22 protein-coding genes and 1 pseudogene are annotated in these 20,877 nt (G+C 51.2%); 16 read left to right on the top strand and 7 right to left on the bottom strand.

The features are described 5' to 3' along the window. The first annotated feature begins 75 nt into the window (after window positions 1–75). Both ACJHYO_RS01625 and speB read left to right on the top strand, forming a co-directional pair. Window positions 76–807, top strand: coding sequence for a hypothetical protein (locus ACJHYO_RS01625; protein WP_000758907.1), 732 nt, complete (start codon window positions 76–78; stop codon window positions 805–807). 135 nt (window positions 808–942) lie between these two features. Next, a complete protein-coding gene (speB, locus tag ACJHYO_RS01620) occupies window positions 943–1,863 on the top strand; it encodes an agmatinase (RefSeq protein WP_000105562.1) in 921 nt (306 codons plus the stop codon). 90 nt (window positions 1,864–1,953) lie between these two features. Here speB and loiP read toward each other — a convergent pair whose 3' ends face one another. Continuing rightward, window positions 1,954–2,712 (bottom strand): metalloprotease LoiP, encoded by a 759-nt coding sequence (gene loiP, locus ACJHYO_RS01615; protein WP_001334643.1) that lies wholly within the window; start codon window positions 2,710–2,712, stop codon window positions 1,954–1,956. A gap of 277 nt (window positions 2,713–2,989) precedes the next feature. On the opposite strand from loiP, the gene tkt reads away from it, so the two are divergent. After that, on the top strand, window positions 2,990–4,981 hold the full coding sequence (gene tkt, locus ACJHYO_RS01610; protein WP_000098601.1) for a transketolase: 1,992 nt from the start codon (window positions 2,990–2,992) through the stop codon (window positions 4,979–4,981). 219 nt (window positions 4,982–5,200) lie between these two features. Here tkt and ACJHYO_RS01605 read toward each other — a convergent pair whose 3' ends face one another. Beyond that, window positions 5,201–6,109, bottom strand: coding sequence for a prohibitin family protein (locus tag ACJHYO_RS01605; RefSeq protein WP_000646942.1), 909 nt, complete (start codon window positions 6,107–6,109; stop codon window positions 5,201–5,203). A gap of 376 nt (window positions 6,110–6,485) precedes the next feature. Here ACJHYO_RS01605 and cmtB point away from each other — a divergent pair, with 376 nt between their 5' ends. From cmtB to ACJHYO_RS01570, 7 genes and pseudogenes are all read left to right on the top strand, one after another. Then, the gene (cmtB, locus tag ACJHYO_RS01600) at window positions 6,486–6,929 is read left to right on the top strand and encodes a PTS mannitol transporter subunit IIA (RefSeq protein ID WP_001236690.1); all 444 of its coding nucleotides are present in this window, start codon (window positions 6,486–6,488) and stop codon (window positions 6,927–6,929) included. A gap of 27 nt (window positions 6,930–6,956) precedes the next feature. Continuing rightward, window positions 6,957–8,345 (top strand): PTS mannitol transporter subunit IICB, encoded by a 1,389-nt coding sequence (cmtA, locus tag ACJHYO_RS01595; protein WP_410232397.1) that lies wholly within the window; start codon window positions 6,957–6,959, stop codon window positions 8,343–8,345. 14 nt (window positions 8,346–8,359) lie between these two features. Next, window positions 8,360–9,637: a zinc-binding dehydrogenase gene (locus ACJHYO_RS01590; protein WP_410232396.1), complete on the top strand. Its 1,278-nt coding sequence runs from the start codon at window positions 8,360–8,362 to the stop codon at window positions 9,635–9,637. Next, a pseudogene (locus ACJHYO_RS01585) lies at window positions 9,634–9,807 on the top strand (fructose-bisphosphatase class II); the annotation flags it as partial. The gene ACJHYO_RS01590 and the pseudogene ACJHYO_RS01585, both read left to right, overlap by 4 nt. Beyond that, window positions 9,779–9,949 (top strand): fructose-bisphosphatase class II, encoded by a 171-nt coding sequence (locus tag ACJHYO_RS01580; protein ID WP_369808866.1) that lies wholly within the window; start codon window positions 9,779–9,781, stop codon window positions 9,947–9,949. The pseudogene ACJHYO_RS01585 and the gene ACJHYO_RS01580, both read left to right, overlap by 29 nt. Window positions 9,950–9,970: 21 nt before the next feature. Then, the gene (fumE, locus tag ACJHYO_RS01575) at window positions 9,971–10,480 is read left to right on the top strand and encodes a fumarase E (protein WP_000224166.1); all 510 of its coding nucleotides are present in this window, start codon (window positions 9,971–9,973) and stop codon (window positions 10,478–10,480) included. Continuing rightward, window positions 10,477–11,190: a nucleoside/nucleotide kinase family protein gene (locus ACJHYO_RS01570; RefSeq protein WP_000687742.1), complete on the top strand. Its 714-nt coding sequence runs from the start codon at window positions 10,477–10,479 to the stop codon at window positions 11,188–11,190. The genes fumE and ACJHYO_RS01570 overlap by 4 nt, the downstream gene beginning before the upstream one ends. Here the strand turns inward: ACJHYO_RS01570 and ACJHYO_RS01565 are convergent. Genes ACJHYO_RS01565 through ACJHYO_RS01545 form a run of 5 tightly spaced genes read right to left on the bottom strand, consistent with a single transcriptional unit; the run spans window position 11,162 to window position 14,238 of the window. Further along, window positions 11,162–11,839, bottom strand: a complete 678-nt coding sequence (locus tag ACJHYO_RS01565; protein ID WP_000956878.1) for an ABC transporter ATP-binding protein — start codon at window positions 11,837–11,839, stop codon at window positions 11,162–11,164. The genes ACJHYO_RS01570 and ACJHYO_RS01565 overlap by 29 nt on opposite strands. Then, a complete protein-coding gene (locus tag ACJHYO_RS01560) occupies window positions 11,833–12,510 on the bottom strand; it encodes an ABC transporter ATP-binding protein (RefSeq protein ID WP_000256972.1) in 678 nt (225 codons plus the stop codon). The genes ACJHYO_RS01565 and ACJHYO_RS01560 overlap by 7 nt, the downstream gene beginning before the upstream one ends. Next, the gene (locus tag ACJHYO_RS01555; protein ID WP_000553241.1) at window positions 12,498–13,205 is read right to left on the bottom strand and encodes an energy-coupling factor transporter transmembrane component T; all 708 of its coding nucleotides are present in this window, start codon (window positions 13,203–13,205) and stop codon (window positions 12,498–12,500) included. The genes ACJHYO_RS01560 and ACJHYO_RS01555 overlap by 13 nt, the downstream gene beginning before the upstream one ends. Next, window positions 13,206–13,784, bottom strand: coding sequence for an ECF transporter S component (locus ACJHYO_RS01550; protein ID WP_000113903.1), 579 nt, complete (start codon window positions 13,782–13,784; stop codon window positions 13,206–13,208). A gap of 22 nt (window positions 13,785–13,806) precedes the next feature. Beyond that, entirely contained in the window at window positions 13,807–14,238 is a 432-nt protein-coding gene (locus ACJHYO_RS01545; RefSeq protein WP_000988707.1) for a PPC domain-containing DNA-binding protein, read from the bottom strand. Window positions 14,239–14,609: 371 nt separating this feature from the next. Here ACJHYO_RS01545 and epd point away from each other — a divergent pair, with 371 nt between their 5' ends. The 6 genes from epd (at window position 14,610) to ACJHYO_RS01515 (ending at window position 20,794) form a co-directional block, all read left to right on the top strand. Further along, the gene (gene epd / locus ACJHYO_RS01540) at window positions 14,610–15,629 is read left to right on the top strand and encodes an erythrose-4-phosphate dehydrogenase (protein WP_000218483.1); all 1,020 of its coding nucleotides are present in this window, start codon (window positions 14,610–14,612) and stop codon (window positions 15,627–15,629) included. Between the two features lie 49 nt (window positions 15,630–15,678). Continuing rightward, complete coding sequence (gene pgk / locus ACJHYO_RS01535) at window positions 15,679–16,842, top strand: phosphoglycerate kinase (protein WP_000111269.1); 1,164 nt, start codon at window positions 15,679–15,681, stop codon at window positions 16,840–16,842. 214 nt (window positions 16,843–17,056) lie between these two features. Further along, window positions 17,057–18,136: a class II fructose-bisphosphate aldolase gene (fbaA, locus tag ACJHYO_RS01530; protein WP_000034375.1), complete on the top strand. Its 1,080-nt coding sequence runs from the start codon at window positions 17,057–17,059 to the stop codon at window positions 18,134–18,136. 190 nt (window positions 18,137–18,326) lie between these two features. Beyond that, window positions 18,327–19,187, top strand: a complete 861-nt coding sequence (gene mscS, locus ACJHYO_RS01525; protein WP_000389811.1) for a small-conductance mechanosensitive channel MscS — start codon at window positions 18,327–18,329, stop codon at window positions 19,185–19,187. Between the two features lie 138 nt (window positions 19,188–19,325). Next, entirely contained in the window at window positions 19,326–19,961 is a 636-nt protein-coding gene (argO, locus tag ACJHYO_RS01520; RefSeq protein ID WP_000493346.1) for an arginine exporter ArgO, read from the top strand. 92 nt (window positions 19,962–20,053) lie between these two features. Then, the gene (locus ACJHYO_RS01515) at window positions 20,054–20,794 is read left to right on the top strand and encodes an oxidative stress defense protein (protein WP_000669837.1); all 741 of its coding nucleotides are present in this window, start codon (window positions 20,054–20,056) and stop codon (window positions 20,792–20,794) included. Window positions 20,795–20,877 lie beyond the last annotated feature (83 nt).

Below are 20,877 nucleotides of genomic sequence, written 5' to 3'. Positions count from 1 at the left end.
AAATAATTTAGCTGCTTTTCTTATTAAATAATCTCCCTACAATCGCTGCATTAATTAAATGCAGAGGGAACGGTTATGAAAAAATGGAAAGTACGTAGCGCGTTGGTGGCATTAATCGTGCTGCTGGCTGGTTGTTCCAGTAATGCGCAGTATAATAGCAGTGCATCGGGTAATGTCGGCACCGCCTGGGGTGGGGATGTGCACTCAACGGTTCATGGCGTATCTGCTGAACGAGCCTGGCGCGATCCGGCAGAGATGATCGTTATTAGTTATTCGACTAATGTTCCTTCCGGCTACGACCGCGTTTATAGCATTCGTATTAACGAACTGGAATATGCTATTCGCGATGGTAATTTTAATTCTCTACCTATTACGCGGGTTTATGATTCATCCAATAATGAACCACGCTATATTGTCCATGCCAGAGTCGGAATGAATTATCAATTATATGTCCGTAATTACAGTCGTAACACCAACTACGAGATCGTTGCTACGGTTGATGGCCTGGATGTGCTGAACGGCAAGCAAGGTTCGCTGAATAACAACGGTTATATTGTGAATGCCGGAGATTCGTTAGCGATTAAAGGATTCCGCAAAGATAAACATACCGAAGCGGCTTTTCAGTTCGCCAACGTTGCTGATTCCTACGCAGCCAATTCGGCGCAAGGCGATGTGCGTAATACCGGTGTAATCGGCTTTGCCGCCTTTGAATTACAAGGCCCGGCGAAAAACGCGCTGCCGCCGTGCTCTGGACAAGCCTTTCCGGCAGATAACAATGGCTATGCGCCGCCACCGTGTCGGAAATAGCAACCTCGCTTGATGCCTCGCCCATTTAAGGCGATAATTAGCACAAACTTGTGTTTCACAAATCCAACCCTTCCTCGTCGGGCCTAACGACGCGGAAGGGTTTTTTTATATCGACTTTGTAATAGGAGTCCATCCATGAGCACCTTAGGTCATCAATACGATAACTCACTGGTTTCCAACGCCTTTGGTTTTTTACGCCTGCCGATGAACTTCCAGCCATATGACAGCGATGCTGACTGGGTGATTACTGGCGTGCCGTTCGATATGGCCACTTCTGGTCGTGCGGGTGGTCGCCACGGTCCGGCAGCGATCCGTCAGGTTTCGACGAATCTGGCCTGGGAACACAATCGCTTCCCGTGGAATTTCGACATGCGTGAGCGCCTGAACGTCGTGGACTGCGGCGATCTGGTATATGCCTTCGGAGATGCCCGTGAGATGAGCGAGAAGCTGCAGGCGCATGCCGAGAAGCTGCTGGCTGCCGGTAAGCGTATGCTCTCCTTCGGTGGTGACCACTTTGTTACGCTGCCGCTGCTGCGCGCTCATGCGAAGCATTTCGGCAAAATGGCGTTGGTACACTTTGATGCCCACACCGATACCTACGCTAACGGTTGTGAATTTGACCACGGCACCATGTTCTATACCGCGCCGAAAGAAGGTCTGATCGACCCGAATCATTCTGTGCAGATTGGTATTCGTACCGAGTTTGATAAAGACAACGGCTTTACCGTGCTGGACGCCTGCCAGGTGAACGATCGCAGCGTGGATGACATTATCGCCCAGGTGAAACAGATTGTGGGTGATATGCCGGTTTACCTGACCTTTGATATCGACTGCCTGGATCCTGCTTTTGCACCAGGCACCGGTACGCCGGTAATTGGCGGCCTGACCTCCGATCGCGCCATTAAACTAGTACGCGGCCTGAAAGATCTCAACATCGTTGGGATGGACGTAGTGGAGGTGGCTCCGGCATACGATCAGTCGGAAATCACCGCTCTGGCTGCGGCGACGCTGGCGCTGGAGATGCTGTATATCCAGGCGGCGAAAAAGGGCGAGTAAGCGCCAGATAAGAGGCGCACGAGTGATGTGTCATTAATGTCGGATGCGGCGTGAACGTCTTATCCGACCTACGTTCGGCACTACCTGGCTTTACTTAACTCCATCCGCGCTCATACGATCGCGAATATGCTGGGCGCGTTCGGCGGATGCAGGATGGTCGTCAAACATTGAGCTTTGGCGGCCTTCTTCCAGTTTCGCCAGTTTTTCAAAGCTGGTGGCAAGACCTGCCGGGCTGATACCGCGTTGGCGCAGCAAATCGTAGGAGTAATCATCGGCCTCTGATTCCTGACGTTGGGTAAATTGCGAATTGACTAGCTTTTCGCCCAGGTCTCCCAGTTGTGATTGTGACAAACTGCCGACAATTCCGCCTGCAGAGGCCGCCGCAACGCGAATTGCGTTTGTACCAAGTGCTACCTGCATTCCTTTCTTTACATGGCCTAATGCCACGTGCCCCATTTCGTGACCGAGCACCGCTTCGACTTCGTTATCCGTCATCATATCCATCAGCCCGCTATAGACGCGGATACAGCCGTTAGCCATTGCAAAGGCGTTCACATCCTTCGCCATATACACTTTGTAATTCACCGGCTGACCGTTGATGTTATCGCCTAACGCGCGAGAAATTGTCGTCAGACGTTTAGCGTATTCGCTATTGGCTGGCGCAATCGTCGCTTTGCTGTCCATCTCCTGGCATGCCTGATCGCTCAGTTTTTTCACCTGCGCATCACTCAAACTGTAAGCCTGAAAAGCTTCCGCTCCTGATGAGAGCAGTCCACTGGAGTCCATATTCTGGCAACCGGTCAGCACCGTAGCCACGCTCATTGCTACCAATAAGGCGCGAATTTTCATGTTTTCTCTTCCGCACAAGGTCAGGATTATTCTAAAAATGCGCCGTTTGCAGGTGAATCGACGCTCAGTCTCAGTATAAGGAAAAGCGCAGCGGACGGGCGAGTGGATTGCGCAACATGCGAGCATGATCCAGAGATTTCTGAAGCGGCAAAAGGATGTTCCATGTACATGACGCGCGGCTTGCGGTAAATTGTTGGCAAATTTTCCGGCGTAGCCCAAAACGCGCTGTCGTCAAGTCGTTAAGGGCGTGCCCTTCATCATCCGATCTGGAGTCAAAATGTCCTCACGTAAAGAGCTTGCCAATGCTATTCGTGCGCTGAGCATGGACGCAGTACAGAAAGCCAAATCCGGTCACCCGGGTGCCCCTATGGGTATGGCTGACATTGCCGAAGTCCTGTGGCGTGATTTCCTGAAACACAACCCGCAGAATCCGTCCTGGGCTGACCGTGACCGCTTCGTGCTGTCCAACGGCCACGGCTCCATGCTGATCTACAGCCTGCTGCACCTCACCGGTTACGATCTGCCGATGGAAGAACTGAAAAACTTCCGTCAGCTGCACTCTAAAACTCCGGGTCACCCGGAAGTGGGTTACACCGCAGGTGTAGAAACCACCACCGGTCCGCTGGGTCAGGGTATTGCCAACGCAGTCGGTATGGCGATTGCAGAAAAAACGCTGGCGGCGCAGTTTAACCGTCCGGGCCACGACATCGTCGACCACTACACCTACGCCTTCATGGGCGACGGCTGCATGATGGAAGGCATCTCCCACGAAGTTTGCTCTCTGGCGGGTACGCTGAAGCTGGGTAAACTGATTGCGTTCTACGATGACAACGGTATTTCTATCGATGGTCACGTTGAAGGCTGGTTTACCGACGACACCGCAATGCGTTTCGAAGCTTACGGCTGGCACGTTATTCGCGACATCGACGGTCATGACGCGGCATCCATCAAACGCGCAGTAGAAGAAGCGCGCGCAGTGACTGACAAACCGTCCCTGCTGATGTGCAAAACCATCATCGGTTTCGGTTCCCCGAACAAAGCCGGTACCCACGACTCCCACGGTGCGCCGCTGGGCGACGCTGAAATTGCCCTGACCCGCGAACAGCTGGGCTGGAAATACGCGCCGTTCGAAATCCCGTCTGAAATCTATGCTCAGTGGGATGCGAAAGAAGCAGGCCAGGCGAAAGAGTCCGCATGGAACGAGAAATTCGCTGCTTACGCGAAAGCTTATCCGCAGGAAGCCGCTGAATTTACCCGCCGTATGAAAGGTGAAATGCCGTCTGACTTCGACGCCAAAGCGAAAGAGTTCATCGCTAAACTTCAGGCTAATCCGGCGAAGATCGCCAGCCGTAAAGCGTCTCAGAATGCTATCGAAGCGTTCGGGCCGCTGTTGCCGGAATTCCTCGGCGGCTCCGCTGACCTGGCGCCGTCTAACCTGACCCTGTGGTCTGGTTCTAAAGCAATCAACGAAGATGCTGCGGGTAACTACATCCACTACGGTGTACGTGAATTCGGTATGACTGCGATTGCCAACGGTATCTCCCTGCACGGTGGTTTCCTGCCGTATACCTCAACCTTCCTGATGTTCGTGGAATACGCACGTAATGCCGTACGTATGGCTGCGCTGATGAAACAGCGTCAGGTGATGGTTTACACCCACGACTCCATCGGTCTGGGCGAAGATGGCCCGACTCACCAGCCGGTAGAACAGATCGCTTCTCTGCGCGTGACCCCGAACATGTCTACATGGCGTCCGTGTGACCAGGTTGAATCCGCAGTAGCGTGGAAATACGGCGTTGAGCGTCAGGACGGCCCGACTGCGCTTATCCTCTCCCGTCAGAACCTGGCGCAGCAGGAACGTACTGAAGAGCAGCTGGCAAACATCGCGCGCGGTGGTTATGTGCTGAAAGACTGTGCTGGTCAGCCGGAACTGATCTTCATCGCGACCGGTTCTGAAGTTGAACTGGCTGTTGCCGCCTACGAAAAACTGACTGCCGAAGGCGTGAAAGCGCGCGTGGTTTCCATGCCGTCTACCGACGCATTCGACAAGCAGGACGCGGCTTACCGTGAATCCGTACTGCCGAAAGCGGTTACCGCTCGTGTTGCGGTGGAAGCTGGCATTGCTGACTACTGGTACAAGTATGTTGGCCTGAACGGTGCTATCGTCGGCATGACCACCTTCGGTGAATCTGCTCCGGCAGAGCAGCTGTTTGAAGAGTTCGGCTTCACCGTTGACAACGTTGTTGCGAAAGCAAAAGCGCTGCTGTAATCGGTAAGATGCTTTGTGAGAAGGGCCGCAAATGCGGCCCTTCAGATTGTTGGCAAAGTGCGCGTTGTTTATGCCGGATGCGGCGTGAACGCCTTATCCGTCCTACAAGATTTTGCAAATTCAACATATTGCAGGAAGTATGTAGGCCTGATAAGCGTAGCGCATCAGGCAGTTTTGTCTTTGCTATCAGTCTCAAGGGCCGCGAAAGCGGCCCTTTTTTTACTTAGTAGAGATAAACGGAACTGTGCTGCCGGGGATCATGGTATCGGGCAGTTTACCGTCCCAACGCTCAGCAGTGGTGAGGGCAACAAGTCCGGGATTCTCCCGCAGAGCTTCACCGCGCAGGCGGATAGCTTCTGCTTCAGCCGCACTTTTTAAACGAATAGTTTCAGCCTCTGCCGCGCCTCTTACGCGAATAGTTTCCGCTTCTGCTTTGGCTGCCGCTAGTTTACTGTCTGCTTCCGCCTGGGCCTGAGTTACCGCTATTTGCGCCTGGATTTTCTCCGTTTCCAGATTTTGCTTACGCGTGGCAATGGCGACTTCTGCTTTCATTCGGTCTTCAATCGACTTTTCATAAGCGTCAGAAAAATCAATATTTTCAATCTGGACCCCGTCAATTACCACTGGCCCAACAACGGCTTTGCGCATGGCATTTTGCAGATCCTGAACCAGTTTTGTACGATCCTGTACGGCGCTGATGGCAGTATATTGTCCGAAAACGTTCTCCAGTTGAGTTGGCAACTGACGGACAATCAGACGATCTTTTAATGCTTCAATGGTGTTGTAGGTGGTATAAACCGCGCCTGCTTCTGAAGGTTTAATGTGGAAGCTGACTGATACTGTCATTTGTGCCGGTTGCTGGTCGCGGCTGTAGGCCTGTAATCCCTGATAGACCACAGCCTGATTACGCGTGGAAATTTTCTCTACGCTTTCCATAAAAGGGATCTTAAAACCCAGCCCCGGCTCGGCAACTTTTACGATTTTTCCGTAGCGCAGCAAAATGCCGCGTTCACCTTCATTAACGGTGTAATACGAGAGAAATGGCAGCACAACCACGGCAAGCACGCCAATGGCGATAGCAAGAGATTTTTGTGGGCGAAATGAGGTTAATGAAACAGGTGCTTTCATATGAATCTTCCTTGAGTAAAGTGGGGAATATGTCACATGAGGTGATGAGAAAACAGACAACAGCCGATAATTCAGAATTTATAAAGGGGATGAGCGAAAAAATAATAAACGTAATAAGTATGTTTTCGAACATTCAATAAGAAAATAGAGATGTGTATCACAAATATAGTGATGAATAATTTGTTGATTTTGTAGTTTACTTAACAGATTTATAATTGACTTTTTAAAAGCTTATTTCATGTTGTTGTTATTTAATATTTTGTTGTTTTTGCTCGTGGAGTTTCTCCTTTCATGTGTCCAATTGCTTTCGTTAATTTGTACGCGTATTTTATTTTTACCGCCGGACTGTACCCTAAAAATAAAATAAGGATAATTTATGCGGCTTATTGATTATTTTCCAGAGCCATCAATCTCAGTTATACATTCAGCAAAAGATTGGCAGGAAGCTATCGATTTCTCGATGGTATCATTGCTGGATAAAAACTATATCAGCGAGAATTACATTCAGGCAATTAAAGGTTCCACCATCAGCAATGGTCCTTATTATATTCTCGCACCAGGAGTGGCAATGCCTCATGCGCGACCGGAATGTGGAGCGCTTAAAACCGGGATGTCTTTGACGTTACTTAAACAAGGCGTTTATTTTCCGGGGAATGACGAACCGATTAAATTACTCATCGGACTTTCTGCTGCCGATGCCGATTCGCACATTGGTGCTATTCAGGCGTTAAGTGAATTACTGTGCGAAGAAGAAATACTCGAACAACTCTTAACCGCATCATCAGAAAAACAATTAGCGGACATTATCAGCCGCGGATAATTACTCTCTCCTCTACAGGATAATATTATGGAAAACAAGTCTGCTCGTGCAAAGGTCCAGGCTTTTGGGGGATTTTTGACTGCAATGGTCATCCCCAATATCGGTGCTTTTATTGCCTGGGGATTTATAACGGCATTATTTATTCCCACCGGTTGGCTGCCGAATGAACATTTCGCCAAAATTGTTGGTCCGATGATTACCTATTTATTGCCCGTGATGATTGGTTCTACCGGTGGTCATCTGGTCGGCGGTAAACGCGGCGCGGTCATGGGCGGAATTGGTACGATTGGTGTGATCGTCGGCGCTGAAATCCCGATGTTCCTTGGCTCGATGATTATGGGGCCGCTCGGTGGTCTGGTGATTAAATATATCGACAAGTCGCTGGAAAAACGCATACCTGCTGGCTTTGAGATGGTTATCAATAACTTCTCATTAGGTATCGCGGGGGTGCTCCTTTGTCTGCTGGGTTTTGAAGTTATCGGCCCGGCGGTGTTAATTGCTAATACTTTCGTCAAAGAGTGTATTGAGGCGCTGGTACATGCGGGTTATCTACCTTTGCTGTCAGTCATCAATGAACCGGCGAAAGTGCTTTTCCTTAATAATGCGATCGATCAGGGCGTCTATTATCCGCTGGGAATGCAACAGGCTTCGGTTAACGGTAAATCCATCTTCTTCATGGTGGCCTCCAATCCAGGTCCTGGTCTGGGGCTGCTGCTGGCGTTTACTTTGTTTGGTAAAGGGATGAGTAAACGTTCTGCGCCCGGGGCGATGATTATTCACTTCCTCGGTGGGATCCACGAACTGTATTTCCCGTATGTGCTGATGAAGCCGCTGACCATTATTGCCATGATTGCGGGCGGTATGTCTGGCACCTGGATGTTTAACTTACTGGACGGTGGTCTGGTGGCTGGCCCAAGTCCGGGGTCTATCTTTGCTTACCTGGCACTGACGCCGAAAGGCTCGTTCCTGGCGACAATTGCCGGTGTTACGGTAGGTACCCTGGTGTCCTTTGCTATCACTTCGCTGATACTGAAGATGGAAAAAACGGTGGAAACGGAGAGCGAAGATGAGTTTGCTCAGTCAGCCAATGCGGTTAAGGCGATGAAACAAGAGGGGGCATTCTCGTTAAGCCGGGTTAAGCGTATCGCCTTTGTTTGCGATGCGGGGATGGGCTCCAGCGCGATGGGCGCAACCACCTTCCGTAAACGCCTGGAAAAAGCGGGGCTGGCAATAGAAGTAAAACATTACGCCATAGAAAACGTGCCTGCGGATGCGGATATCGTCGTTACTCACGCCAGTCTGGAAGGGCGCGTGAAACGTGTGACGGATAAACCACTGATATTGATTAATAACTATATTGGCGATCCAAAACTCGACACTTTATTTAATCAATTAACCGCTGAACATAAACACTGATTACAGAGGTAAAAATGAAAACCAAAGTTGCTGCTATTTATGGCAAGCGGGATGTCCGTCTGCGCGAATTTGAGCTGCCAGAAATTACCGATAATGAACTGTTAGTGAATGTAATTTCTGACAGCGTTTGTTTATCCACCTGGAAAGCGGCGTTACTCGGTAGTGAACATAAACGCGTCCCCGACGATTTAGAAAATCATCCGGTCATTACCGGGCATGAATGTGATGGGGTTATTGTCGAAGTGGGTAAAAATCTCACTGGCAAATATAAAAAAGGCCAGCGTTTTGTATTGCAACCGGCGATGGGGTTACCAGGCGGGTATTCAGCGGGCTACAGCTACGAATATTTTGGCGGTAACGCCACCTATATGATTATTCCCGAAATCGCCATTAATTTGGGCTGCGTATTACCCTATCACGGCTCTTATTTTGCTGCGGCGTCGCTGGCAGAGCCTATGTGCTGCATTATTGGCGCTTATCATGCCAATTATCACACCACGCAATATGTTTATGAGCATCGCATGGGCGTCAAACCTGGCGGCAATATTGCGCTACTGGCGTGTGCAGGCCCGATGGGAATTGGCGCTATCGATTACGCTATTAACGGCGGCATACAACCGTCGCGGGTGGTGGTAGTCGATATCGACGACAAACGGCTGGCGCAGGTGCAGAAGCTGCTGCCGGTGGAACTGGCGGCCAGTAAAGGCATTGAGCTGGTGTATATGAATACCAAAGGGGTGAGCGATCCGGTCCAGACGCTGCGGGCGCTGACAGGAGATGCCGGGTTCGATGACATTTTTGTTTATGCGGCGGTGCCTGCTGTTGTTGAAATGGCGGATGAATTGCTGGCGGAGGATGGTTGTCTGAATTTCTTCGCCGGGCCGACAGATAAAAACTTCAAAGTGCCGTTTAATTTCTACAACGTCCATTACAACAGTACGCACGTTGTCGGCACGTCCGGCGGTTCCACGGACGACATGAAAGAGGCGATTGCCCTTAGCGCCACGGGGCAGTTACAGCCGTCGTTTATGGTGACCCATATCGGTGGCCTGGATGCGGTGCCAGAAACCGTGCTCAATCTGCCGGATATCCCTGGCGGTAAAAAACTCATTTATAACGGCGTGACCATGCCGCTGACCGCCATTGCCGATTTTGCCGAAAAAGGCAAAACCGATCCGCTGTTTAAAGAGCTGGCGCGGCTGGTTGAGAAAACGCACGGTATCTGGAATGAACAGGCCGAGAAATATCTGCTGGCACAATTTGGCGTTGATATTGGGGAGGCCGCGCAATGATGTCCCTGGCGTGGCCATTATTTCGCGTTACGGAACAGGCAGCGTTGGCTGCCTGGCCGCAAACCGGCTGTGGCGACAAAAATAAAATTGATGGCCTTGCGGTCACCGCGATGCGCCAGGCATTAAACGACGTTGCTTTTCGTGGGCGAGTGGTTATCGGCGAGGGGGAACGATATCCTCTTTAGCGCTACTGGCGTGACGGGCGGCGAGTTGGTGAACGGTATCCAACAGACGGCGAATGGGGTGCGGACGCAGACATTACTGATCGGCGGCGCGGACCAAACGTGTAATATAATAGACTCCCTGCATTGATGGTGATCTATCGGAAGACCAATGGCGACGCTGACAGAAGATGATGTGCTTGAGCAACTGAATGCACAGGACAATTTATTTTCATTTATGAAAACTGCGCATTCTATTTTGCTCCAGGGGATACGCCAGTTTCTGCCGTCGCTGTTTGTCGATAACGATGAAGAGATCGTCGAATATGCAGTGAAGCCGTTACTCGCCCAAAGCGGCCCGCTTGACGATATTGACGTTGCACTGCGTTTGATTTATGCGCTGGGGAAAATGGATAAATGGCTGTACGCCGATATCACGCATTTTTCCCAGTTTTGGCATTACCTGAACGAACAGGATGAAACGCCCGGATTTGCCGATGACATGACCTGGGATTTTATCAGCAACGTCAATAGCATAACCTGCAATGCGACGCTCTATGACGCGTTGAAAGCGATGAAGTTCGCCGATTTCGCCGTCTGGTCAGAGGCGCGTTTTAGCGGGATGGTCAAAACGGCGCTGACGCTGGCAGTAACGACCACCTTAAAGGAATTAACGCCGTGAAAATCGAACTGACGGTGAATGGACTAAAGGTACAGGCGCAGTACTCTGATGATGAAATTGAAAATGTACATAAACCGTTGCTGCGTATGCTGGCGGCCTTACAGACAGTAAATCCGCAGCGGCGTACGGTGGTTTTTCTTTGCGCTCCGCCGGGGACGGGTAAATCTACCCTAACCACCTTCTGGGAATATCTCGCACAACAAGACCCGGAACTGCCCGCTATTCAGACACTGCCGATGGATGGTTTTCACCATTACAATAGCTGGCTGGATGCGCATCAATTGCGCCCCTTCAAAGGCGCGCCAGAGACATTCAACGTTGCGAAACTGGCGGAAAATCTGCGCCAGGTAGTGGAAGGGGATTGTACGTGGCCGCAGTACGATCGACAAAAGCATGATCCTGTTGAAGATGCGCTGCACGTTACCGCACCACTCGTCATCGTCGAAGGAAACTGGTTGTTGCTGGACGACGAGAAGTGGTGCCAGCTTGCGCAATTTTGTGATTTCTCTATCTTTATCAAAGCTCCCGCATCTGCGTTGCGGGAGCGTCTGGTGGGGCGCAAGCTGGCGGGAGGGTTATCGCTGGCAGACGCAGAAGCCTTTTATGACCGTACCGACGGGCCGAATGTTCGCCGGGTGCTGGAAGAGAGTCTGCCTGCAAATTTGACCTTAATGATGACCGCTACGGGTGAATATCGTCTGATGGATTAACGTTCCTGATTACACCATCTTCCAGTCGCACCACACGAGAGAAATGACGCCGGGTAAATGCGGCGTCATGACTGATTGCTACGACGCTCGTGCCTCGCTGGCGGCACTTTTCCAGCCAGCTTTCAAACACGCTCAACCAATTTTCGTCAAAATCCCGACTCGGCTCGTCCAGTAGCAATAGGGGTGGAGAGAGTGCTTCCAGGCTGGCGACGGCGACCATCCGTCGCTGCGCACTATGCAGATCTAACGGATGCGCGCTGGCAGTGTCTGCTAACTGACAGCATTGCAGGGCAGCATTGGTACGTTGAGTGATTTCATCCGCCGGGCATTTTTGCAGTTTCAAACCAAATGCGATCTCGTCAGCAACAGTGCTGTGAAAAAGCTGGTTTTCCGCGTCCTGAAACAGTACGCCAATCTTTGCCGCGCGCTGGCGGTTTTTCAGGTTTTTCATCGCTTGTTGTTGCAGCATAACCGTACCGGCTGTGGGCGTAAGAAGACCTGCCATTACTCGTAACAGCGTCGATTTTCCCGCGCCATTGTCGCCGGTCAGCGCCAACCATTCACCTTGTTTGAGTTGCAGAGAAATGTCGCAAAGACAATCCGTTGCCGCGCCAGGCCAGCGATAAGATATCTGATTTAACGTTAACATAGTGGCTGGAGCGCTCCGTTTTGCAATTGCCACGCTTGCTGGCAGTGGTTCAGGAAAGGTGTGTGATGACGTTCAAAAAGAATAATCAGCGAACCACGTTCAAGCGCCCAGTGTTGTAAGCGCTGCAACAGCATTTCGCTGGCCTTCGGCGTCAGGCGGCTAAAGGCTTCATCAAGAATTAAGAGCTTTGGCTGCATCGCGATGGCGCAGGCGATGACCACACGCTGTGTCTCTCCACCGGAGAGTGTTGCCGGGTGACGATGGCGCAACGGCTGGCACTCGGTCAGGGCCAGGGCGGCGTCAATCCGCGCCATAATCTCTTTTTCAGCAAGACACAGATTTTCTGGCCCAAAGGCAACTTCTTCTTCCACGCTAAAGGTACAGCCGGAGAGCTGCAAATAGGGCGATTGCTGGACGAGCTGGATGGTGGCGGATTGTTCATTAAGCGGGAGACGCCCAATGGGCGTACCGAGAAGCGTCCCCGTGCCGGTTATCTCTCCTGGTAGAAAGTCCGGATACCAGCCCGCCATCAGCTGCGCCAGCGTACTTTTGCCACTGCCGTTGTCACCAAAGATGGCGACCATCCCCGGTTTGACATAGTGAAAGTCATAACAGAACGGAGGATGCGTTGAGTGTGTCGGGCAATAGCGAAACTGTTCTAACGTAACCATATCCACGCTCCGAATTCAGCCAGCATTAGCAATATCATGGTGTAACGTGCTACGCGTTGTAGGGTGCTATCGGCTGGTGCCCATAACGTAGTGCGCCTATTGTTGATTCGAAATGCCCGCATATCCAGCGCCGCACCACGGACAGCAAGATCGTTTAGCGCATTGTGTGTTAGCGGAATAATTAACGCGGGCATCGCACGTAAACGCTGATACCAGCCCTCATCCAGCGGCACGCCGCGGGCGCGCTGCGCTTCATGAATAATCGCCAATTGCCGTTTTAACTGCTCAACGACCAATAACGGCCCGGCAAACAGATAAGCGACGCCCGGCGGCAGGCGAGAAGCAAACAAAGCGCGGATAAAACGTTGCACGGGGACGTACTGCATCCACAACTGTGAGGTTGAAACAATCGCCAGAATCCGCAACCAGAGCGTAATAGCATGCGCCCACCGTTCTGGAGAGCGTGGCGTGCCGCTTAGCCATTCTGTCAGCCAGCCACCGTGCACCAGCCACAATCCAGCCCCCAGCGAGAACATCAGCCAGACGACATATTTTGCCCGCCGCCGCGTGGCCTTTAGCGCAATAAGGCAGAAAAAGGTCGCCGCGCTATAGACTGGCAATATTGTCTGTGTGGGCAGGATAAGCGTGGTGCAGGCCGCCAGCGCCCACAGCGTTAAGGATGTAAACGGATGCATTTAGCGCACGGCAGCCATTGCCGGAAAATGGCGCGTGGTGCGAATCGGCAGCTGACGCAGTAAAAGCCAGACAATCACCGCTGTGAGAATTTTATCGACCAGGTTCGCGCCTATCACCGTAATCGCCACCGACTCCACCAGGTTTTGCCCCATCGAGTGCATCCAGGCAACGAACAAATCGGCTCCGCTTCCTGTCACGCCGCCGAACAGCGCAGTACGCAGCGGTACAGCGACGACCGTTACCGCAAGCGTAATAATCACGCCGCTAACAACGACTTTTGGCAGGGTGCGAAACCAACCCGCTCGCGCCAGCCAACCGGCGACCAGGCCGATGACCATCGCGACGGGCGCAAATGCGGCGGCGATCGGGTCGGTCAGCAATCCCCAGAGTAAATTGGTCAGTAAACCGGTCAGCATCCCGATCACCGGACCAAGCAGTACCGCGCTAATAAGTGTGCCGATGGAGTCGAGAAAAATAGGTAATTTAACCATGCTGGCCAGTTGTCCGCCGATCATATTGATGGCGATAGAGATAACGATCAACACCAGTGCCTGACTGGAAAAGTGGCGACGCGCCATAAGAAAACCTCTCTGAAAATAGTTATTTAACGGGGGAAATATGCAACTCGTCGTAACCAGAAAGCGCGCAAAGCTGGCGGCTAAACGCCAGTTCCTCCAGGCAGCCGATCACCAGTTCAAGCGTGGTCCGCACGGTACAGCCGGGCATCATATGACCGCCAAGCATCGTGCCGTGTGGATCGGAAACGCAGAGATGAAGATGTTCACCACTCTGTTCCAGCGTGCCGTTCAATGCGATGACTTCGAACTTACCGCTTAGCAGGGCAGTGTTTTCTTGCCCGGCATAGCGTAAGGCGACGTCAGTCAGACTGCCGGTACAACCTGCAATCCACGCGGCGTGGAGTTGTTGTTGCTGCGCGAAGGCGCGTAATTGGGAGAGAACTTCCTGCCCGGGGAGCAGGCGCAGCGCGTAAAAACGTGCGGAGGAAGAATATGGGTAGGGCAATGTCATCATTGGAGTACTCCGAAACTCGGACGTATTGCGGATAATATCGACGCTGCATCAGTCATATTCTGATATAAGTCAGGGTTTGTGACGGCACAACGAAAAGATTTTGCTACGCTTATTCGTGATTCTGCAAAGTGGAATAAATTCCACAGGGGCGGGGCTGAAAACGTGACGTAAGTCAGATAATTGTCTTCTTTGACTGGACAATCATTCCTTTTATTCCACGTTTCGCTTATCCTAGCTGAAGCGTTTCAGTCGATTAAATGTTCGACAATTAACCAATCAGTCGCAGTTTGCGACAGGTAAGGTTTCCCCGAACGATTTGCTGGATTACTCTGTCTGGCAAATTTGCTCAGGGAAAACCTTGCAGGAGATCTATGACCGTACGCGTAGCGATAAATGGCTTCGGTCGCATCGGGCGTAATGTGGTTCGTGCTTTGTATGAATCCGGACGCCGTGCGGAAATTACCGTGGTGGCAATCAACGAACTGGCGGATGCTGCGGGCATGGCGCATTTGTTGAAATATGACACCAGCCATGGCCGTTTTGCATGGGAAGTACGACAGGAACGCGATCAACTTTTTGTTGGTGATGACGCCATCCGTGTATTGCATGAACGTTCACTGCAATCGCTCCCCTGGCGTGAACTTGGCGTTGATGTAGTCCTCGACTGCACCGGCGTATATGGCTCCCGCGAGCATGGTGAAGCACACATTGCCGCCGGGGCTAAAAAAGTGCTCTTTTCACATCCTGGCAGTAACGATCTCGACACGACCGTTGTTTATGGCGTCAATCAGGATCAACTTCGTGCGGAACACCGCATCGTTTCTAACGCTTCCTGTACCACGAATTGCATAATTCCCGTCATCAAATTGTTAGATGATGCGTACGGTATTGAGTCCGGCACTGTGACCACAATTCACTCCGCCATGCACGATCAACAGGTTATTGATGCATACCATCCTGACCTGCGTCGCACTCGGGCAGCCAGTCAGTCGATCATTCCGGTCGATACTAAACTGGCCGCCGGTATCACACGATTTTTTCCGCAATTTAACGATCGCTTTGAGGCGATTGCGGTACGTGTGCCAACCATAAATGTGACGGCAATCGATTTAAGCGTGACGGTGAAGAAACCTGTAAAAGCCAATGAAGTCAACCTGTTGCTGCAAAAAGCAGCACAAGGTGCATTTCATGGTATAGTTGACTATACGGAATTGCCGTTGGTCTCTGTAGATTTTAACCACGATCCGCACAGTGCCATTGTCGATGGCACTCAAACCCGGGTCAGTGGCGCACACCTGATCAAAACGTTGGTCTGGTGCGATAACGAATGGGGCTTTGCTAACCGAATGCTCGACACGACGTTAGCTATGGCTACTGTTGCTTTCAGGTAAGACGCAAGCAGCGTCTGCAAAACTTTTAGAATCAACGAGAGGATTCACCATGTCTGTAATTAAGATGACCGATCTGGATCTTGCTGGGAAACGTGTATTTATCCGTGCGGATCTGAACGTACCAGTAAAAGACGGGAAAGTAACCAGCGACGCGCGTATCCGTGCTTCTCTGCCGACCATCGAACTGGCCCTGAAACAAGGCGCAAAAGTGATGGTAACTTCCCACCTGGGTCGTCCTACCGAAGGCGAGTACAACGAAGAATTCTCTCTGCTGCCGGTTGTTAACTACCTGAAAGACAAACTGTCTAACCCGGTTCGTCTGGTTAAAGATTACCTCGACGGCGTTGACGTTGCTGAAGGTGAACTGGTTGTTCTGGAAAACGTTCGCTTCAACAAAGGCGAGAAGAAAGATGACGAAACTCTGTCCAAAAAATACGCTGCACTGTGTGACGTGTTCGTAATGGACGCATTCGGTACTGCTCACCGCGCGCAGGCTTCTACTCACGGTATCGGTAAATTCGCTGACGTTGCGTGCGCAGGCCCGCTGCTGGCAGCTGAACTGGACGCGCTGGGTAAAGCACTGAAAGAACCTGCTCGCCCGATGGTGGCTATCGTTGGTGGTTCTAAAGTATCTACCAAACTGACCGTTCTGGACTCCCTGTCTAAAATCGCTGACCAGCTGATCGTTGGCGGTGGTATCGCTAACACCTTTATCGCGGCACAAGGCCACGATGTGGGTAAATCCCTGTACGAAGCTGACCTGGTTGACGAAGCTAAACGTCTGCTGACCACCTGCAACATCCCGGTTCCGTCTGATGTTCGCGTAGCAACCGAGTTCTCTGAAACTGCACCGGCTACCCTGAAATCTGTTAACGATGTGAAAGCTGACGAGCAGATCCTGGATATCGGTGATGCTTCCGCTCAGGAACTGGCTGAAATCCTGAAGAATGCGAAAACCATTCTGTGGAACGGTCCGGTTGGCGTGTTCGAATTCCCGAACTTCCGCAAAGGTACTGAAATCGTGGCTAACGCTATCGCAGACAGCGAAGCGTTCTCCATCGCTGGCGGCGGCGACACTCTGGCAGCAATCGACCTGTTCGGCATTGCTGACAAAATCTCCTACATCTCCACTGGCGGCGGCGCATTCCTCGAATTCGTGGAAGGTAAAGTACTGCCTGCAGTAGCGATGCTCGAAGAGCGCGCTAAGAAGTAAAAAATCACAGGGCAGGGAAACCTGCTCTTGTTTCAGCGCGCTTTTAGAGCACGCACTTTTTCATACTCTAAATAATTCGAGTTGCAGGAAGGCGACAAGAGAGTGAATCCCCAGGAGCTTACATAAATAAGTGATTGGGGTGAGCGAACGCAGACGCAGCACATGCAACTTGAAGTATGACGAGTATAAGGCCCGACGATACAGGACAAGAGACATGTCTAAGATTTTTGATTTCGTAAAACCTGGCGTAATTACTGGTGATGACGTACAGAAAGTTTTCCAGGTAGCAAAAGAAAACAACTTCGCACTGCCAGCAGTAAACTGCGTCGGTACTGACTCCATCAACGCCGTACTGGAAACCGCAGCTAAAGTTAAAGCGCCGGTTATCGTTCAGTTCTCCAACGGTGGTGCTTCTTTTATCGCTGGTAAAGGCGTGAAATCTGACGTTCCGCAGGGCGCTGCTATCCTGGGTGCGATCTCTGGTGCGCATCACGTTCACCAGATGGCTGAACATTATGGTGTTCCGGTTATCCTGCACACCGACCACTGCGCGAAGAAACTGCTGCCGTGGATCGACGGTCTGCTGGACGCGGGTGAAAAACACTTCGCTGCTACCGGTAAGCCGCTGTTCTCTTCTCACATGATTGACCTGTCTGAAGAATCTCTGCAAGAGAACATTGAAATCTGCTCTAAATACCTGGAGCGCATGTCCAAAATCGGCATGACTCTGGAAATCGAACTGGGTTGCACCGGTGGTGAAGAAGACGGCGTGGACAACAGCCACATGGACGCTTCTGCACTGTACACCCAGCCGGAAGACGTTGATTACGCATACACCGAGCTGAGCAAAATCAGCCCGCGTTTCACCATCGCTGCGTCCTTCGGTAACGTACACGGTGTTTACAAGCCGGGTAACGTTGTTCTGACTCCGACCATCCTGCGCGACTCTCAGGAATATGTTTCTAAGAAACACAACCTGCCGCACAACAGCCTGAACTTCGTATTCCACGGTGGTTCCGGTTCTACTGCTCAGGAAATCAAAGACTCCGTAAGCTACGGCGTAGTGAAAATGAACATCGATACCGATACCCAATGGGCAACCTGGGAAGGTGTTCTGAACTACTACAAAGAAAACGAAGCTTACCTGCAAGGCCAGCTGGGCAACCCGAAAGGCGAAGATCAGCCGAACAAGAAATACTACGATCCGCGCGTATGGCTGCGTGCCGGTCAGACTTCGATGATCGCTCGTCTGGAAAAAGCATTCCAGGAACTGAACGCGATCGACGTTCTGTAAGATATTCCTTTCTGCTTATCTCAAGGCCCGCTCTGCGGGTCTTTTTTTCGCCAAAAGCAAGGTGATACAGATGAGAAATCTGTGATCTATTTGGCAAAATTATGCTTTATTGTTTACCCTTGTCAGACTGTCCGTCATAAGGCGGCGGAGTGTATTTCTCCATTTTGAGTCAGTTGAAAAGGAATATTGAATGGAAGATTTGAATGTTGTCGATAGCATAAACGGCGCGGGAAGCTGGCTGGTGGCTAACCAGGCGCTGCTGCTAAGTTATGCAGTAAACATCGTGGCGGCACTCGCGATCATCATCGTTGGTTTGATTATCGCGCGGATGATTTCCAACGCGGTGAATCGCCTGATGATCTCCCGTAAAATCGATGCCACTGTTGCTGATTTTCTTTCTGCATTAGTCCGTTACGGAATTATCGCCTTTACGCTAATCGCAGCACTGGGACGCGTGGGCGTACAAACAGCGTCAGTCATTGCTGTACTCGGTGCCGCAGGTTTAGCTGTTGGTCTGGCTTTGCAGGGGTCACTGTCTAACCTGGCCGCTGGCGTGTTACTTGTCATGTTCCGCCCGTTCCGTGCCGGAGAATATGTTGACCTCGGCGGCGTAGCCGGTACTGTGCTGAGTGTGCAGATTTTCTCCACCACCATGCGTACTGCAGACGGTAAAATTATCGTTATTCCGAACGGTAAAATTATTGCCGGGAATATTATTAATTTCTCCCGCGAGCCAGCTCGCCGTAACGAATTTATTATTGGCGTGGCGTATGATTCCGATATCGATCAGGTTAAGCAGATCCTGACCGATATTATCCAGTCTGAAGATCGCATTTTGAAAGATCGCGAAATGACTGTGCGTCTGAACGAACTTGGCGCATCGTCGATTAATTTCGTGGTCCGCGTCTGGAGCAACAGCGGCGATCTGCAAAACGTGTACTGGGATGTGCTGGAGCGTATTAAACGTGAATTTGATGCCGCCGGTATCAGCTTCCCGTACCCGCAAATGGATGTGAACTTTAAGCGGGTGAAAGAAGACAAAGCTGCGTAATCAACGCTGAGGCCAGATAATACTCTCTGGCCTCTCTCTTATTAGTTTTTCTGATTGCCAATTAATATTATCAATTTCCGCTAATAACAATCCCGCGATATAGTCTCTGCATCAGATACTTAATTCGGAATATCCAACGTGTTTTCTTATTACTTTCAAGGTCTTGCACTTGGCGCAGCTATGATCCTACCGCTCGGTCCACAAAATGCTTTTGTGATGAATCAGGGCATTCGTCGTCAGTACCACATTATGATTGCCTTACTTTGTGCTATCAGCGATTTGGTCCTGATTTGTGCGGGGATTTTTGGTGGCAGCGCGTTATTGATGCAGTCGCCGTGGTTGCTGGCGCTGGTCACCTGGGGCGGCGTAGCCTTCTTGCTGTGGTATGGTTTTGGCGCTTTTAAAACAGCAATGAGCAGTAACATTGAGTTAGCCAGTGCCGAAGTCCTGAAACAAGGCAGATGGAAAATTATCGCCACCATGTTGGCAGTGACCTGGCTGAATCCGCATGTTTACCTGGATACTTTTGTTGTGCTGGGCAGCCTTGGCGGGCAACTTGATGTGGAACCAAAACGTTGGTTTGCGCTCGGAACAATTAGCGCCTCTTTCCTGTGGTTCTTTGGTCTGGCTATTCTCGCAGCCTGGCTGGCACCGCGCCTGCGCACGGCAAAATCACAGCGCATTATCAATCTGGTAGTGGGATGTGTTATGTGGTTTATTGCCTTGCAGCTGGCGAGAGACGGTATTGCTCATGCACAAGCCTTGTTCAGTTAGGCGCTATCTGATGGAAAAATAAAACAGAGGCGCTAAGCTTGCCTCCAGAGATCCTGAATTTTGGGCAAGTCAATTAACACGGAGAGACTAACGTGAAGTTCAAAGTTATCGCCCTGGCGGCATTAATGGGTATTAGCGGGATGGCAGCGCAGGCTAACGAATTGCCGGATGGACCGCATATTGTCACCTCCGGTACGGCAAGCGTGGATGCGGTGCCAGACATTGCCACTCTTGCGATTGAAGTTAACGTGGCCGCGAAGGATGCCGCTACTGCCAAGAAACAGGCAGATGAGCGCGTCGCACAATACATTTCCTTCCTTGAGCTCAATCAGATCGCGAAAAAAGATATCAGCTCAGCGAACTTACGCACTCAGCCAGATTATGATTATCAGGATGGTAAAAGTATCCTGAAAGGCTACCGCGCAGTGAGAACGGTGGAAGTCACGCTCCGTCAGTTAGACAAACTGAATTCCTTGCTGGACGGCGCGCTAAAGGCGGGTCTTAACGAAATTCGTTCTGTGTCGCTGGGCGTGGCGCAGCCGGATGCCTATAAAGACAAAGCGCGTAAGGCAGCGATTGATAACGCGATTCATCAGGCGCAGGAACTGGCGAATGGCTTTAATCGCAAACTCGGGCCGGTATATAGCGTGCGTTATCATGTTTCCAACTATCAGCCCAGCCCAATGGTGCGGATGATGAAAGCTGATGCTGCACCGGTGTCCGCACAGGAAACTTACGAGCAGGCCGCTATTCAGTTTGATGATCAGGTCGATGTAGTCTTCCAGTTAGAACCTGTGGATCAACCCCCCGCTAAAACACCTGCTGCACATTAATACTTGTAGCCCGACGTATTCGTCGGGCTAATGCCTTTACCCGATATTGCCTCCTTTTTCTGTAAAACCATGACGTAATCACC

It is taken from the genome of Escherichia sp. WS1118 (assembly GCF_046487695.1).
Taxonomy (GTDB): domain Bacteria; phylum Pseudomonadota; class Gammaproteobacteria; order Enterobacterales; family Enterobacteriaceae; genus Escherichia; species Escherichia coli.
This window is presented reverse-complemented; position numbering and strand designations above follow the sequence as displayed.